The following is a 15812-nucleotide window of genomic DNA, read 5'->3' as shown; positions in this document are numbered from 1 at the left end:
ATAAACACACGAACTTGCGGCTTTTTAAGCTCAATATCTTGTAGCGTCAAACATATAACAATTCAACAGTAATGAAGATCTTAAAATTTGGTGGTACGTCTGTAGGTAAACCGGAACGTATGCATGCCGTAGCCAGTCTGGTGACTGCTGATAATGCTCCTAAAATAGTAGTGTTGTCCGCATTATCCGGTACTACCAATGCTTTGGTAGAAATCGGGCAATCCCTTTCCGAGGGTAAAAAAGAACAGGCAAAAGGCCAGATAGACAAGCTGGAAGCACATTACAGAACTTTTTGCGAGGCCCTGGTCAAGCAGGACGCTTCACGCGCCAAGGCTACTGCTGTTGTTGACGAACATTTCGAGTTCCTGAACATCATTCTTAAGATATCTTTTAACGAGGCACTGAACAAGGATATACTGGCACAAGGTGAACTGCTGTCCACCCGCCTGTTCAGCGTATACCTGGAAGAAGCCGGCGTAGAGGCCATGCTGCTACCTGCCCTGGACTTCATGAGCATCGATGAATACGAAGAGCCTGAGATTCCGAAGATCAAGATCAAGCTGGGTAACCTGCTGGAAAAGAACAAGGGTAAAACCATCTTCGTGACCCAGGGTTACATCTGCCGTAACGCAAGAGGTGAAGTAGACAACCTGAAACGTGGCGGCAGCGACTATTCTGCTTCCCTGATCGGTGCTGCCATCCAGGCCAGCGAAGTACAGATCTGGACAGACATTGACGGTATGCACAATAACGATCCAAGGGTAGTAAAGAAAACCTTCCCGATCGAGCAGCTGTCTTTCGATGAAGCAGCGGAACTGGCGTACTTCGGCGCCAAGATCCTGCATCCTGCTTCCATCTGGCCTGCACAGCACTTCAACATCCCGGTGAAATTGCTGAACACCATGCAGCCGGAAGCAAAAGGTACTATCATTACTGAACTGCCCAGCGGAGACGGTGTAAAAGCTATTGCTGCCAAAGACGGTATCATCGCTATCAAGATCAAATCCAGCCGTATGCTGCTGGCTTACGGTTTCCTCCGTAAGATCTTCGAAGTATTCGAGAAATACCGCACGCCAATTGATATGATCACCACTTCTGAAGTGGCCGTATCTCTGACAATAGAGAACACTCCTTACCTGGACCAGCTGCTGAAAGAATTACAGCCCTTCGGTTCTGTGGAACTGGATCATCACCAGACCATCGTTTCTATTGTAGGTAATGAAGTAGCTGCTACACCTTCTATCCTGAAGAAACTGTTTGATGCGCTGAATGAAGTACCATTACGTATGATCTCCTACGGAGGCAGCCGTCACAACATTTCTATCCTGATAGGCGGTCAGCACAAAGAGAAAACATTACAGCTGCTGAACAAAGGGTTGTTCAACCTGGAATAGGCGCTGGAAAGTATATAATAAACGGCAACGGGGTACATCTTCTGATGTACCCCGTTGCCGTTTATTAAAGGCTGTTATTTATCCTCAAAGTAGCCGATTTTTCGCATGTAGTTCACCTCTATTGAATATACGTCATACTCCTCTGTCACCTTTCCCTGTAGTATATAAAATCCTCCTTTCTGGAAAGGATATTGCTTGAGAATATCAGGAAAATGCACGGTGTCAATAAAGTCGCCGTTCACATCCATGAAGGTGCCGAAGCTCATAGGAATGCCTTTGCTGGTATAAATTCCCTTCGTACACACAAGATATCCCAGCGTGGAGATAACCTTGTCTTTATGCTCCTTAAAATTGGCGGCAGGGATATATCCGCGTTGGTCATGTTGCAGAATGTCGAACGGGGAACACAATGGAAAACCCAGCAATGCAATTTCTTCGAATGCATGTTCATGCTCATGATACGACAACATCGGCAACTGGCATTCAGGTACCTGCTCCCGGAATAAGGGTTGTATATGTTCTGCATGTGGCGCTTTGTTTTTCAGCAGCAGGCTGCTCTTCCATAACAATTCTTTTTTCGTGTGCACATCAAAGTTAAACGCGCCTATTCTTATCAGTATATCCAGTTGTTCCGGCGGAGGCGCAATACGTGCAACGAAATCTTCCAGATGCTCGAAAGGTCCGTACAGTGTACGTTCTTCCAATACATCCTGCATCCATTTTTCTTCCAGTCCTTCGATGTGAATAAAGCCGGTATATACAGTGTTTCCTGTTATTCTCGTATAGTAGTCACTGTTATTAATACAGGGTGCTTTAATAGTAGCGCCGGTTTTATATAGTTCACGGAAATAGAGTTCCCTGTTATAGAAACCGCCGAAGTTGTTGATAACTGCTACCATAAACTCTGCAGGGAAATAAGTCTTCAGGAAAAGACTCTGGTAACTCTCCACCGCAAAACTTGCTGAGTGTGCCTTTGAAAAAGAGAAGCCGGAGAAACTGGCTATCTGCCGCCAGAGTTCCTGCGTTACATCATCAGGTCTTCCCAACCGTTTACAGTTCGTGAAGAACTGTTGTTCTATCTTCTGAAAATCTCCCTGTCCGCGGTATTTACCAGCCATGGCCCTGCGCAGGATGTCTGCATCAGCGAGGTCCATATCTGCATATTCATGCACCATCCTGATCACATCTTCCTGGTATACCATGATGCCGAATGTTTCACTTAATACCTGCTTCACAATCTCATGCAGGTATACCACTTTATCCTGATTACGGTAGTTGTGCACATATTGCCGCATCATACCGGATTGCGCTACGCCGGGCCGTATTACAGAGCTGGCAGCTACCAGCGTGAGATAATCTTCACATTGCAGTTTCTGCAGCAGCTGTCGCATAGCGGGCGATTCAATATAGAAGCAGCCAATGGTGTTCACTGTTTTCAGTTCATGTTGTACACGTGGATCCTGCATGAACGTTTTTACATCATGGATGTCGATATCGACGCCTCTGTTTTCTTTGATAATAGCCAGCGAATCCCTGATATGTCCAAGACCGCGCTGACTAAGTATGTCGAATTTAAACAACCCGATAGCTTCCGCCTGGTGCATGTCCAGTTGTGCGGTGCTGAAGCCTTTAGGCGGCATATATGTAGCACAGTGCTGATGAATGGGCGCCTCACTGATGAGGATACCACCTGCATGTATACTAAGGTGATTGGGAAATGCCTTTGCTCCGGACATTAGCTGACTGTAGCGGAGTATGTTCCGCTGCACACTGTCTCCGGTGAGATCAGGGCTGAAAGGAGTATCCAGTATTTTATCTATTTCATGTTTGGGAAGGCCATATACCTTACCTAATTCACGTATGGTTGCATTCTGCTGAAATGTAGTAACCGTGCCTAATAAGGCCGTATGTGCGTTGCCATATTTTTTGAAAACATAGTCAATGATCTCATCTCTGTCTCTCCATGAAAAGTCGATATCAAAGTCGGGAGGAGAGCTGCGGTAAGGATTGAGAAATCTTTCGAAATAAAGATTCAGTTCTATAGGATCAACGTCTGTGATCTTCAGGCAGTACGCGATAATAGAGTTAGCGCCACTGCCCCGTCCTACATAGAAGAAGCCCCGTTCCTGCGCATAGCGGATGATGTCCCAGGTGATGAGAAAATAACAATCGAAATGCTGCTCCCGTACAACGCTCAGTTCCTTTTCAATGCGTGCTTTTGCTTCTGTATTGTCGGGACCATAACGTCTGAGCATGCCTTCATATGCTAATTGCCGTAGCAGGGCATGGTCTTCTGCTTCACTGTTCGTAAAATGTTTTTTGTTACGGGGTGTTTTAACGTTAACGTTGATCTGGCAGGCATTCATGACCCGCACGGTATTGCTGATGATATGAGGGTATTGTTCAAAGCTCTCGAACAATACAGCAGGTGGCAGGAACTGTTCATCCGGTTGGGCCGTGGTATATGCCTGCAGCTGACTGATGAGGATGTTCTGATCAATAGCGCGCAATATGCGATGCAGCTCGTAATGATCGGCGTCCTGGAAGGTAACAGGCTGCAGCATGACGAGTTTATCTTTGTAGGGCATTGTATCTACACGGAACAGTTTATTGATCTCACGGCGGCGGATGCCTACCAGTTCATGTGCATACAGCTCCTGCAGTGGCAGCTTACCCCAGGCATAGATAGCAAATATGCCGGGAAAGGCAGGTGCACGGTCAGGGAAAGGTATTTCTTTATGCAGATGGTCGGAGAGGAAGCGGTTGATATAAAACCATCCCTCCATGTTACGTGCCAGGAGAATGTATTTCAGTTCATGCCCGTTCCTGCATTCCAGTCCTATGATAGGTTTAATGCCTTGTTCCTGGCATTCTCTTACGAAGTTCCAGGTATCTGAAGTGATGTTGATATTGGTCAGTGCCAGTGATGTAACGCCTGTTTCACGGGCTATCCTGACCAGGTCTTTCGTATCGATGGTGCCATAGCGCAGGCTGAAGAAAGATTTGCAGTTGAGGTACATATCAGCAGGCGTTTTATCTCACTTTAGGATAAGGCATGACGTTCGGTTTTCTCACAGTTCCTCTTTTTGCCGGAGGTACTGCATTGGTTCCTTTCATCAGGTACTGCCATCCAAAACGGTTTTTGATATTGTCTATAGCCTGGTAGAGCGCGATCATTTCCTGTGTATCATCAAACAGGCTGATCTGGTAATTGCCCTGTACCAGGTGACTGAAACGCACGCCTATCAACCGGATAAGCAGTCTCCGGTCGTAGAGTTTATGAAAGAGTTCTTTTACTTTTTCAAGTAGTATATGATCGCTGCCTGAATAGGGGATGGTCATTTGTTTGGTAACGGTTTCAAAGTCAGAATAGCGGATCTTCACGGTGACACAACCGGTGAGTTTGTCTTGCTGACGCAGTTCGAATGCGATTTTCTCTGTCATGCGTACCAATTCCGCATGGATGAATTGCATGTCTATCGTATCGGAAGAGAAAGTATTTTCTGTAGAGATGGATTTCTGTTCATGATAGGGTACAACGGGCGATTCGTCAATACCATTGGCTTTATTCCACAGGGAGATGCCATTCTTCCCCAACCATGCTTCGAGTAGGGTTAGGGGTATTTCGCTCAGTGTTTTCACCGTTTCTACTCCACGGCGTCTTAACTGACCGGCTGTTTCTTTACCCACCATGGGTAGTTTTTCCACCGGCATAGGGGCGAGGAAGGCTTTTTCATCTCCAAAAAGGATCTCCATTTGTCCGTTGGGCTTGGCCTCGTTGGTAGCTACTTTCGAGATCATTTTGTTGGAGGCTAATCCGAAGGAGACGGGCAGCTGTGTTTCCCGCATGATGTACTGGCGTAGTTCCGCTGTCCATTTCATGGAACCGAAGAACTTGTCCATGCCGGTCAGGTCCAGATAAAATTCATCTATGGAGGCTTTCTCGTAGAGTGGCGCCTTTTCGGCTATGAGTTCGGTGACTTCGTGGGAAAGCTGGCTGTATTTCTCCATATCCCCTCTTCTGACAATAGCATGAGGGCACAGTTTCAGGGCCATTTTCATGGGCATGGCGGAGTGGATGCCATAGCGGCGGGCCTCGTAGCTACAGGAGGCTACTACGCCACGATCGCTCACGCCTCCTATCAGCAGCGGTTTCCCCTTCAGGCTGTTATCATCCCTGCATTCTACTGATACGAAGAAGCTGTCCATGTCAAAATGAGCAATGGACCTGTGCTGCAAAGAAATCATAAGTTACGGTAATGGTTCATGGATGATGAATAGTACACAGGAAATAGTCTATGGATGGGCGGTATATATGTGACATAGGCTATGATGGCATGGCCTGTCCACAGACTATCGCCCGCGTACTATAGATCTGAAACAAATTTACTAATATTTTTAGTCAATACTAATAATGTTAGTATAAATAACCAGGCAATAACAAATTACCGGAGATAATGGTTAATTATAGGAGTGCCGTAAGCGGGTACAGTATTTGTCAACTTACATTCAAACAAAACACTTTCTCATGAAAAAGCCTGATATTGGCCAGGAGCTGTTGTTATTGTTGTTATTGTTAGTACCCATGGTCTACCTGGGAATTATCTGGCCCTCCCTGCCAGACGTTATGCCGACTAATTTCAATGTAAAAGGTGTTCCCGAGCGGGTGGGGGCCAAAAGTGACTTTTTGCTGTTAATGACATTCCTGTTCTTTACCAACCTCCTGTTATATTTTTTGTTCCGGTATATTCCACATGTGGATGAGCCGGATATTCAGCACAAGGACATGACGGTATTTCACCGGAGATATTATCAGATACGTTTCATGATCCATATCTACCTGGCTATTTTCACAGCGGCTATCATTTTTATGGCCAGTCAGCACCATCCGTTTGTGATAGAGCGCTGGGTGTTTACAGGAGTGGGATTACTGATCGGGGTGATAGGTCTTTACCTGAGGCGGCTTGAGCCTAACTATTTTATTGGAGTACGAACGCCCTGGACGCTGAAGAGTGACGACATCTGGCGGGAGACGCATGCTTTTGCCGGTAATCTCTGGTTGTGTACAGGTATTGTTATGATCGTTGCAGGATTCTTCCTGCCGGTAGTGACGGGGGTATTCCTGCTGATCTTTGTAGGAGGTATCCTGGCAGCGCTGCCATATATTTATTCTTACCGGTTATTCAATACTGATAAGGGATAAGGTTCTATTAGTGGTCAATATATAAAAATAAAGGCTGTTCACTTTAAGTGGACAGCCTTCACTTTTATATAGTGTGTGATGTTATGACATCAAAACCAGCCTCTTCCCGCACCAGCAGCTGTACCCGGCCATGGAATACGCGATGCCAGCAAAATCAGTGCAATAGCGAAGAAGATCAGTGATGTTTTATGTTTCTGTGCATCCAGTGTTGCTTTCTTCACTTTCGCACGTCCGATGTGTACAAGTGCAATAGCTACGATGGCAACAAATATGTGTTCAACTGCGAAATAACGAATCCCATCGTTGTGTATTACTGCTTTAACTCCGTTCTCCTGAAATGCTTTAAGCCCCAATGAGCTGACGAAGTAAAGCAGTAAACCTACCAGTAACTGTATATCAAGGCTGATCATAAAGAAAAGACCTGCTTTTTTATCTGTTGCGGTGTAAGGTGTCTTACCGCTAACGCCCTTCAATGCACGGATTATGGCCCATAATCCTGTCAGTACGATTGCCCACCTTAATAGCGAGTGAATTATTAACAACATAATATTGAGTTGGATTTTACGGGCAAAAATAAGTTAAGCTGACCGGAATATATTTGGTAATTATAAAAATTATATGCTAATTTTGTTAGTAACGTACTAAATTATTTAGATTATGTCAGTAGTATGCCGCAATTTAAAATTCCTGCGCAAGCAGAAAGGCTGGACGCAGCAGGAGTTTGCTGATAAATTAGGGATCAAACGTTCCCTGTTGGGCGCTTACGAAGAAGAACGTGCAGAACCCCGCACAGAAGTGCTCGAACTGGTCAGTGATATGTTCCGTATATCCATTGACGACCTATTACGCCGCGATGTAGGTTCCCAGAAAGAAAGTTTCCTGGAAAAACGCAGACAGCAGAAGATGGCGGGTGACCGTCAACAGATAGAGTTCGTGCCTGTAAAAGCTGCGGCGGGATACCTGGCAGGCTATAATGATGATGAATTTATTGAAGAACTGAACACTTTCACACTCCCCATGATGGGTGCAGGCAGCTACAGGGCATTCGAGATCGCAGGAGATTCTATGTTACCCACTCCTTCCGGATCAGTGATCGTTTGTCATAAAGTAGATGGCTGGGAAGAGATCCGTAACAATGAAGCCTATGTGGTAGTGACCAGTCGCGAAGGCATTGTTTATAAACGTGTGCTTAAAAGCAACCGCACTAAAGGAAAGATCACACTCGTGTCAGATAATCCGCAATATGAACCTTATGCTGTTGGCATGGAGGAAATACTGGAGCTCTGGCAGTCAGATGCGGTTATTAGTAAGACAGGTCAGCAAAGCCGTCTGAGCGTAAATCACCTGGCGGATATGGTGAGTCATCTGCAGGATCAGGTGAGCATGCTGAAGAAGAGGATCAAGGATTAAGAATAAGTATACAGATATTGTTGCGATGTAGAGAGTGCGGTATATCCCGGAAGGGATAGTATTGTTGCATTGTTACGTCTTGTAAATTGTTTTGTTGAATTGTCCGGGTTACCACCCGGGCTACAAACACATAACTCCTCCCGGAGCTCATCGAAGCGATTGGCCAGGGCGATTGATTAAAACTATTGATCTACCCAAATATCTCCGCCGCTGCCCTGAACGTATTACAATGTGCATTCACAATATCCCTGATATGTGTCGAATACCCTCCGCCCATTGCTGCCGCGCATGGAATACCATGTTGCTTCATCGTTTGGAATACCAGCTCATCCCGTTCTCTGCAACCATGCAGAGTTACCTTCAATTTACCATAACGGTCAGTTTGCAGAATATCCACTCCTGAGAGATAGAACACAAAATCAGGTTTTACTTTATTGATTAGTACCGGCAGGCAGTCCCTTAGTGTACGAAGATAGTCGCTGTCATGCATGCCGTCGGGCAAGGGCACATCCCAGTCTGAGATTTCCTTGTGAAAAGGATAATTATGCGCGCCGTGCATGCTGAATGTATACACATCTGGCCTGCCGGCAAATAATGCAGCAGTACCATTCCCCTGATGTACATCCAGATCGATGATCAGCACCTGTTTCACCAGCTTTTGCTGCAGCAGATAATTCGAAGCAACAGCAAAATCATTCAGCAGACAGAAACCTTCCCCATGATCAGCGAAGGCATGATGTGTGCCTCCCGCTACATTCAGTCCTACGCCATGATCCAGCGCATGCAACGCACAATCTATCGTCCCCTGGCAGATCACGATCTCACGTAGTGTCAATGCGGGCGATTGCGGCAGGCCGATACGGCGTTGTTCTTTCTCTGATAATGTCTGGTGCTGTAGTTTGTGCCAGTATCCGGGAGTATGAGTGAGCAGGGTGGTTGCTTCATCCAGTGGCGCTGGTGTATGCACCTGTTTATCGGTGATCACGCCTTCCCGTAATAACTGCGCCGGAATAAGCTCATATTTCACCATTGGGAACCGGTGGCCTTCCGGTAGCGGGTGTGCATATATAGGATCGTAGGCAACCAGCATTAATTGACTTTTAGAATGCTGTTTTCAGCGATAACGAATACTGCCTCATCTGGTGCTGGCTCCAGCATAGCGAGGCCCGTAAAACGCCCGAAAGCGGGCAATATGCTGCAATGTTTTCCGAAGTAGAAACAGGGCAGGCGTAAGCGCTGCCTTCCGGCGCCGGCAACAACGATCCCGGGATGTAAATGCCCGGAGAAAGTATAACCTGCCGCATCTTCTTCTGAGCAGGGCTCATGTATGAAATGAATATCGCGGATGACAAGTGTATCAGATACTTCGACGTTCAGTGCCTGATAAGTAGCCGCAGGCAATATATCGTGATTGCCTTTTACCAGTTTAAAACGGATATGTGCAAATTGCTGACGCCAGAGTTTAAAATAAGGCACATCATTGTTCTCACGGCTATGGAACATATCTCCTACAATGATGATCTGGGAAGGATTGTAGGCTGTAATAAGTAACTGCAGGCGATACAGGTCGTCCTGCCCGATGTTGGCAGGAACGGCTATTCCTGCTTTCCTGAAATGGGCGGATTTACCCAGGTGCAGGTCAGACACGATCAGCGCCTGTTCTTCTTGCCAGAAAATGGCCCTCTGGGCCGATAAATGCCAGGTCTGGTCCTGGTGTCTGTAAATCACTTCCTCCATAATCTCCGGTAAAACTACTGTATCTCTCCCAAACTATATCTGCGGACGCATTTTTTTGATCCTGTCTTCCAGTTTTTCACTGGTGAGCTCCTCCCGGAGACTGTCTACTTTGATCGGAAAACAGAAAGGCGTCAATGCTTCCGGTGCTGTAATGACAATATCGCTGTTATAAATACGCTCCAGGCTTTCCCGCAGACGTGCTTCTTCCATCTGGTAGAAGAATGCCTCATTGAACGCCTGCCTTAACAATAGGTTCTGTGGATCGTAATCCCTGAACACATTGAACAGCAGGGAAGCAGACGATTGCAGGTGACGGCTGGCTTTATGCTTGCCGGGATAGCCCTGGAAAATAAGACCGGCAATGACTGCAATATCCCTGAACTTACGACGGGCCATTTCTGTCGAGTTCACACTGGCCTGCAGATCATTACTCAGGTTCTCAAGAGAAAACAGGTCATGTACATCCCCATCGCTGACCGGGATTGGCTGATCAGAGAGCAGCTCGAAACCATAATCGTTCATTGCCATGGAAAAGGTAATAGGCTGTCGCTTACTGATACGATAGGCAAGCAATGCAGCCATCACTTCATGTACCAGCCGTCCTTCAAAAGGATAGACGAACATGTGATAACCATCGCGGGTATGGATCATTTCTATCAGCAGTTCATTGTCTTTCGGTATGTGCGACAATTGTTCCTGCAGGTCGAACAGCGGTTGCAATATCCTGATCTCAGGCATGTCCGATTTGCCGGACAATGCCTCGTTATATGTGCGACGTAATATCTTCCCGAGATTGGCGGAGAGCGGAAGTCGTCCTCCCATCCAGCTGGGTACAATGGCCCGTTTGGCGTTTGACTTGCGTACGAGCACTGTCATGTCCTTGATCATCACAAATTCCAGGGTACGGCCTCCCAGGCTGAAAGCATCGCCTGGTTGCAGGCGTGCAACGAACCATTCTTCGATCATACCGATAAATCCTCCGCTCATGAATTTCACCTTTAGCATAGCATCACTGACGATGGTGCCGATGTGCAGGCGGTGCCGCATGGCCAGCATACGACTGCGACAGATGAAGAAGTCGCCTTCCCTTTCCAGTTTTTTAAACTCATCGTAGCTGTAGAGCGCTTCTCCGCCGGTAGACAGGAAAGATAATATCCAGCCCCACTCATCTTCCGTCATATCGCGGAAGCAAAAAGTATTGGTCACTTCCTCCCATATTTCAGGGGCATGAAAACCATCTGAAATGCCGAGTGTCATCAGGTATTGCAGGAGTACGTCAAAGGCCAGTATAACAGGCATACGGCTTTCCACCAGCTGCTCTTCCATAGCCGCCTTCAAAGCTGCTGCCTCCACCAGTTCCAGGCTGTGCGTAGGCAGGAACCAGATCTTACTGGTGGCGCCGGGCTGATGACCACTTCTGCCGGCTCTCTGCAGGAAGCGGGCTACTCCCTTAGGACTGCCCACCTGGATCACCGTGTCCACGGGCCTGAAATCCACACCCAGGTCAAGACTGGATGTACAGACAACCGCCTTCAGCACGCCGGTGTGTAGCGCTTCTTCTACCCATACGCGGAGCTCCGCATCGATAGAACCATGGTGAATGGCAATAGCGCCCGCCAGTTCAGGACATTGGCGTAATATTTCCTGGTACCAGATCTCAGTCTGGGAACGGACGTTCGTAAATATGAGGGTAGTCTGGCTGTTCAGGATCACCGGCAAGGCTTTGTACAGCAGTCGTGTACCTAAGTGCCCCGCCCAGGGATATTTTTCGATCTCATCCGGCAGGATGCTTTGCAGTTCTATCTTCTTACCCAGTTTGGCGCGTACAATCACCGCTTCGGGGTCTGGCTGGCCCAGTAATACATCCAGCGCTTCTTCCAGGTTGCCAATCGTAGCTGAGATGCCCCATACTTTTAATGGAGGGCGTCCTGCTTTCTTTGCCAGTCCGCGGAGCCTGCTGAGACCCAATTCCACCATCACACCGCGTTTGCTACCCAGCAGTTCATGCCATTCATCCGCTACCACTGTTGTCAGGTGTGTAAAGACTTTCGCATATTCTTTCTGCCCCATCAGCAGATGCAGGCTTTCCGGTGTGATGATCAATATCTCCGGCATCTGCTTCTTTTGCTGCTGGCGGGTGGAAATAGGGGTGTCGCCACTGCGTATACCTACCTGCCAGGACATATTGAGTTCCTGCAGCACTTCCTCCATCGCACGTGCAATATCTTTTGCCAATGCGCGTAGCGGAGTGATCCACATCATTTGCAGGCCATTCTTCGTTTTCTGCTGATAATCCTTCGGGTGTTTATTGATCCAGTCGATCACCACGGCAAGGAAGAGAGAGAAGGTTTTACCGTAACCGGTAGGGGCGTTTACAAGGCCTGATCTGCCTTGCAGGTAATGCTTCCAGGCTTCTTCCTGGAAAGCAAAAGGCTTTCTGTCGTTTGCAGCGAGCCATTCTGTTATCACTTGCCATCCGCGCGCTTTGTTTTTCATTGGTGATGAAATTAGGGAAAAACAAAGACATGTCAATGTCCGGCAACATACATTTGCCTCGCCTTAAATTCCTGTATGAAAATTGAAACAAACTACCAGTACCTTATCGCAATGATCGTAATAGAACCCTATCTGCAGAAGGGATTTGAGAACCTTTCTGAAACGGAGGACAGGCATCTGTATGAAATATCAGAATCAGTGGGAAAAATGGGAAATCAATAATTGCCGGTAGTACCGGATTATTTTCTTTCCAGTGTCAACATTCTTGTCTGCACCACCAGCGTATCCTGTGTATGTATCGTTTTTAACGCATCTGCATTCAAATAGCCATACGCATACTTTTCAGCCAAATAACATTCTGAAATTGATGTCTTGGTCTTGAAATGATAGCTGATAACAGGAAGGGAAAGATGATCGCCGTCCGTCACTACAGGCATCTGATATCTTGTTTTGCAAGTCAATGAGCCGTTGATACCTGAAGGTACACAATAGGTAAGCAGCGGATGCTTGCGTATATGAGTACGAACATTTGAGCAGCTTAATTCACCGTCATCAGCTGGTGATCCCGGCAAACTGTCGCGGCCCAGTAATATGGCAGCATTGTTATCGTAATACACCTGGTTGAAGATCAGTTCAAGTGCGTCGCCACTTGAAGTTGCTCTGAAATAAACACTGTCAGAAACCCTGTTATCAAATGTCACATGGATGGGAGATTCTGCGGTACCTGCTGTCAGATCAAAGAAGCCATATATCTGGTTGCGTTCAAGAAATGCCTGGATGAAAACAACATCTGTAATGATTTTATCTTTTGTATACAGCGCTACCGGGTCATTTTTAATATTAGCGGCGCTTTCATAATTACCGGTTGGGTAAGGTGTCACATCATCGCCCCCACAGCCATAACAAAGCAGCAATACGCATATTAGTAACAAGAATGGTTTCATATTGAAGGATTATTGCTTATAGAGTTTTACAAAATAGGTTTGCACGGCCAGCGTATCTTCGGGACGTAATTTACTGAGAATATCTTTGTTAAAGTCATCGCTGATATAACGTTCGTAAGTATGGCAGAAAATGCCTGGAGCAATAGGGCGGGCGAAGTAATATGTCAGTACCGGTATCACGAGGTAATCTTTCTCTACATTCAGCTGAAGCTGTTTATGGCCGGTACAATAGCTGTCCGGATAGTTGAAGTAACTACATGCATATGTGGGCGGATTGCGCCGCACATATTTTGCCACGTTCGCACAACTTAATTCTCCCAGCACTGTCGGTTTTATAATAGATTCCCTATTGGCTATAAGCAGCCTGGTATTGGTAGAAAGACTGTTTATATGGAAAGTGTCCTGGTACCTGTTGCCCGGATCTTGTGTGTAGTAGGCCATTTCTCCCTGGATGCTTACCGAAGTGAAGATAAACGGGGTGTTAATGCCTGGTTGTTCCCTGAATGTACTATCCGTCAGCCAGCTGTTGATTCTTCTTTCCAGGAAGTTGTGGATGAATGTCTGTTCTGTGATGGTTTTATCGCCTACATATAGTGTGATAGGACCGGCAGTAGCGAGGCTTTTATTGGTATAGATACCTTCCCGCATGACATGGACATTGTCATCTTTTTTGCAGGATATAAGGATTGCGACGCAAGATATAAGTATAGTTATGTATATTTTCATGGAAGGGAGATTCGCTGGCGTAAGATATAAAGACGGGGAGTAAAAACAAATATGGATATGTCAATCAATACACCGTTATTTGCTGTCTTTGCCATTTATCTCTAAAGATAATGTGCCCCCAAAATCTTTAATTGAAAAACTGATGACCAAGCCAGGAACACCTGTTGCAGGTGCTAAAAGTGAGTTAACCATTTCCAAACGTAGGTTAAAGGACATTTGTAATGATTTCAATGAAAGGCTGAGAGTAATTCTTAGTGGAAAGAACAGTGATTATTCGCCACTGGAATTGGGAAGGCCATGCCTGCATTTTCTTAATTGTGGCTTTCCTGATATTCCTATACAAATGTCAGTGCAGCGGTTGATTGATAAAAAACTCCAGGCGAACCATCCCTTCTCCTTAGTTTCAGTTGTAGATATGCCGGAATATTTAGCGGCCCCAGTTGCTATATTTCAGAGCAAAACAAGGATTGACAGCAAAGTGATTTTAACAGAAATGGAAGATAAGGGAATCAATTTTGTGGTAGCAATTGAAATGCAAAAAATAAAAGGCAACAGGAAAGTAAATGACGTCAGGAGCATATATCCAAAAGATAACATCAAAGATGTGTTACGTTGGATCGGCGAAGACAGACTTATGGAGTATTATGACAAAGAAAAAATCCTTAACTGGCTTAGCAAACAGCAGTCCAATTCCGCTGAGGTTACTAAGCTAATTAAGGACTGTACAAAGATAGTAGAAAAATGAAACAACAACAAATCAATTACATACTGTTGAAAATTGACACTATCTTCATCGCCTTGCATGAATAGAGGGCCTATCCTCTCAACTCATCCAACGTCACTTCCTGCTGCCCCACCGTCAGCTGATGCATGATACCACACTTCAATGCATAATTATCTTTCTGATGTCCCACCGGGAAACCGAAGCATACCGGATACTTAAAATCCTTCACTTTCTCCATCACGATATCATACATTGTCCTGCCGAATTCTTCTCCCGGATCATCAGGTTTGATGCGGTTAAAACCACCAATGATCAATCCCGCAATATTATCCAGTTTGTGTGCGCGTTGAAGACTGTTGAACATGCGGTCAAGGCTATAAAGATATTCGCCTACTTCTTCCAGGAAAAGGATCTTACCGATGGTATCCAGTTCTGAATTAGTAGCAAGCACACTCTGGATCATTGAAAGATTGCCACCTACGAGTACGCCTTTCGCGGTGCCCGTACGGTTGCGGGAATCGGAGAAAGTGGTATAGTGCAGTTGCTGACCTGACAAGGCATCCCTGATGGAAGAAATAGTTTGTTGTACGATAGGTTCTGCCTTGCTGAAATCATCAGGAAAACTGTTGCACATTTTTGAATGTAAAGTAGCGATACCATACAGACGATTAATATGACAATGTAATACAGTAATATCACTAAAGCCGATGATCCATTTTGGCTGTTGTGCGAAGCGGGAGAAATCCAGCTGATCGACAATACGGGCGCTCCCATAACCGCCACGGGCGCACATGATAGCCTTGATGGCGGGATCGTCCAGCATTTCCTGTATATCTTGCCGGCGCTCCTGGTCAGTGCCGCCGAAGCTGAAGTCAGTCTTATTAACGGTACTGCCCACACGTATTTTAAAACCCCAGCTCTGCATGATGCTGATGGCTGGTTTTATCTCTTCCAGGGTGATGTGTCCTGCAGGACAGGTAATACCGATCGTATCGCCGGGCCTGAGGTAAGGTGGGATCAATAATCTTTCTTCATGCGGCTGCAGGGCAGCGGCGGCCTGTTGTAAACGGGTGAGCGCCGGTAAGGTGGTGAGTCCTGCTGTAGTGGCCAGTGCTGACAGGAAGTGTTTACGATTCATAACATTAATGTAAGCATTATTTATAAGCGATATGGTCTGT

14 protein-coding genes are annotated in these 15812 nt (G+C 46.2%); 5 read left to right on the top strand and 9 right to left on the bottom strand.

Annotation, left to right across the window (positions count from 1 at the left end):
- Window positions 1–71: 71 nt before the first annotated feature.
- Window positions 72–1394, top strand: a complete 1323-nt coding sequence (locus tag F3I09_RS02215) for an aspartate kinase (RefSeq protein WP_149693403.1) — start codon at window positions 72–74, stop codon at window positions 1392–1394.
- Between the two features lie 74 nt (window positions 1395–1468).
- On the opposite strand, the gene F3I09_RS02210 is transcribed toward F3I09_RS02215, so the two are convergent.
- A complete protein-coding gene (locus tag F3I09_RS02210; protein ID WP_149693402.1) occupies window positions 1469–4414 on the bottom strand; it encodes a DNA polymerase III subunit alpha in 2946 nt (981 codons plus the stop codon).
- Window positions 4415–4427: 13 nt separating this feature from the next.
- The gene (dinB, locus tag F3I09_RS02205; RefSeq protein WP_149693401.1) at window positions 4428–5642 is read right to left on the bottom strand and encodes a DNA polymerase IV; all 1215 of its coding nucleotides are present in this window, start codon (window positions 5640–5642) and stop codon (window positions 4428–4430) included.
- 280 nt (window positions 5643–5922) lie between these two features.
- On the opposite strand from dinB, the gene F3I09_RS02200 reads away from it, so the two are divergent.
- Window positions 5923–6597, top strand: coding sequence for an SdpI family protein (locus F3I09_RS02200; protein ID WP_149693400.1), 675 nt, complete (start codon window positions 5923–5925; stop codon window positions 6595–6597).
- Window positions 6598–6686: 89 nt separating this feature from the next.
- On the opposite strand, the gene F3I09_RS02195 is transcribed toward F3I09_RS02200, so the two are convergent.
- Window positions 6687–7142 carry a hypothetical protein gene (locus F3I09_RS02195; RefSeq protein ID WP_149693399.1) on the bottom strand — a complete coding sequence of 152 codons (456 nt, stop codon included), beginning with the start codon at window positions 7140–7142 and terminating at the stop codon, window positions 6687–6689.
- 112 nt (window positions 7143–7254) lie between these two features.
- On the opposite strand from F3I09_RS02195, the gene F3I09_RS02190 reads away from it, so the two are divergent.
- Window positions 7255–8007 carry a LexA family transcriptional regulator gene (locus tag F3I09_RS02190; protein WP_149693398.1) on the top strand — a complete coding sequence of 251 codons (753 nt, stop codon included), beginning with the start codon at window positions 7255–7257 and terminating at the stop codon, window positions 8005–8007.
- Between the two features lie 190 nt (window positions 8008–8197).
- Here the strand turns inward: F3I09_RS02190 and F3I09_RS02185 are convergent, their stop codons facing one another.
- The 3 genes from F3I09_RS02185 to F3I09_RS02175 are packed head-to-tail and all read right to left on the bottom strand — an operon-like array spanning window position 8198 to window position 12240.
- Window positions 8198–9097: a histone deacetylase gene (locus F3I09_RS02185; RefSeq protein ID WP_149693397.1), complete on the bottom strand. Its 900-nt coding sequence runs from the start codon at window positions 9095–9097 to the stop codon at window positions 8198–8200.
- Window positions 9097–9744: a ligase-associated DNA damage response endonuclease PdeM gene (pdeM, locus tag F3I09_RS02180; RefSeq protein ID WP_149693396.1), complete on the bottom strand. Its 648-nt coding sequence runs from the start codon at window positions 9742–9744 to the stop codon at window positions 9097–9099. Before pdeM ends, F3I09_RS02185 begins: the two co-directional genes overlap by 1 nt.
- Window positions 9745–9777: 33 nt before the next feature.
- Window positions 9778–12240: a ligase-associated DNA damage response DEXH box helicase gene (locus F3I09_RS02175; protein WP_149693395.1), complete on the bottom strand. Its 2463-nt coding sequence runs from the start codon at window positions 12238–12240 to the stop codon at window positions 9778–9780.
- A 75-nt stretch (window positions 12241–12315) separates the two neighbouring features.
- Here F3I09_RS02175 and F3I09_RS33945 point away from each other — a divergent pair, with 75 nt between their 5' ends.
- Complete coding sequence (locus F3I09_RS33945; protein ID WP_188133648.1) at window positions 12316–12462, top strand: hypothetical protein; 147 nt, start codon at window positions 12316–12318, stop codon at window positions 12460–12462.
- Between the two features lie 17 nt (window positions 12463–12479).
- Here the strand turns inward: F3I09_RS33945 and F3I09_RS02170 are convergent, their stop codons facing one another.
- Entirely contained in the window at window positions 12480–13184 is a 705-nt protein-coding gene (locus tag F3I09_RS02170; protein WP_149693394.1) for a hypothetical protein, read from the bottom strand.
- 9 nt (window positions 13185–13193) lie between these two features.
- Window positions 13194–13832, bottom strand: coding sequence for a hypothetical protein (locus F3I09_RS02165; RefSeq protein WP_149693393.1), 639 nt, complete (start codon window positions 13830–13832; stop codon window positions 13194–13196).
- A gap of 220 nt (window positions 13833–14052) precedes the next feature.
- Between F3I09_RS02165 and F3I09_RS02160 the strand changes: the two genes are divergently transcribed.
- The gene (locus F3I09_RS02160; RefSeq protein WP_188133647.1) at window positions 14053–14655 is read left to right on the top strand and encodes a hypothetical protein; all 603 of its coding nucleotides are present in this window, start codon (window positions 14053–14055) and stop codon (window positions 14653–14655) included.
- A 70-nt stretch (window positions 14656–14725) separates the two neighbouring features.
- Here F3I09_RS02160 and F3I09_RS02155 read toward each other — a convergent pair whose 3' ends face one another.
- Window positions 14726–15772, bottom strand: a complete 1047-nt coding sequence (locus tag F3I09_RS02155; protein WP_149693391.1) for an LD-carboxypeptidase — start codon at window positions 15770–15772, stop codon at window positions 14726–14728.
- Window positions 15773–15812 lie beyond the last annotated feature (40 nt).

This window comes from Chitinophaga sp. CF418 (assembly GCF_900142925.1).
Classification (GTDB): domain Bacteria; phylum Bacteroidota; class Bacteroidia; order Chitinophagales; family Chitinophagaceae; genus Chitinophaga.
The sequence above is the reverse complement of the archived record's forward strand: the minus strand, read 5'-3'. Positions and strand labels throughout refer to the sequence as shown.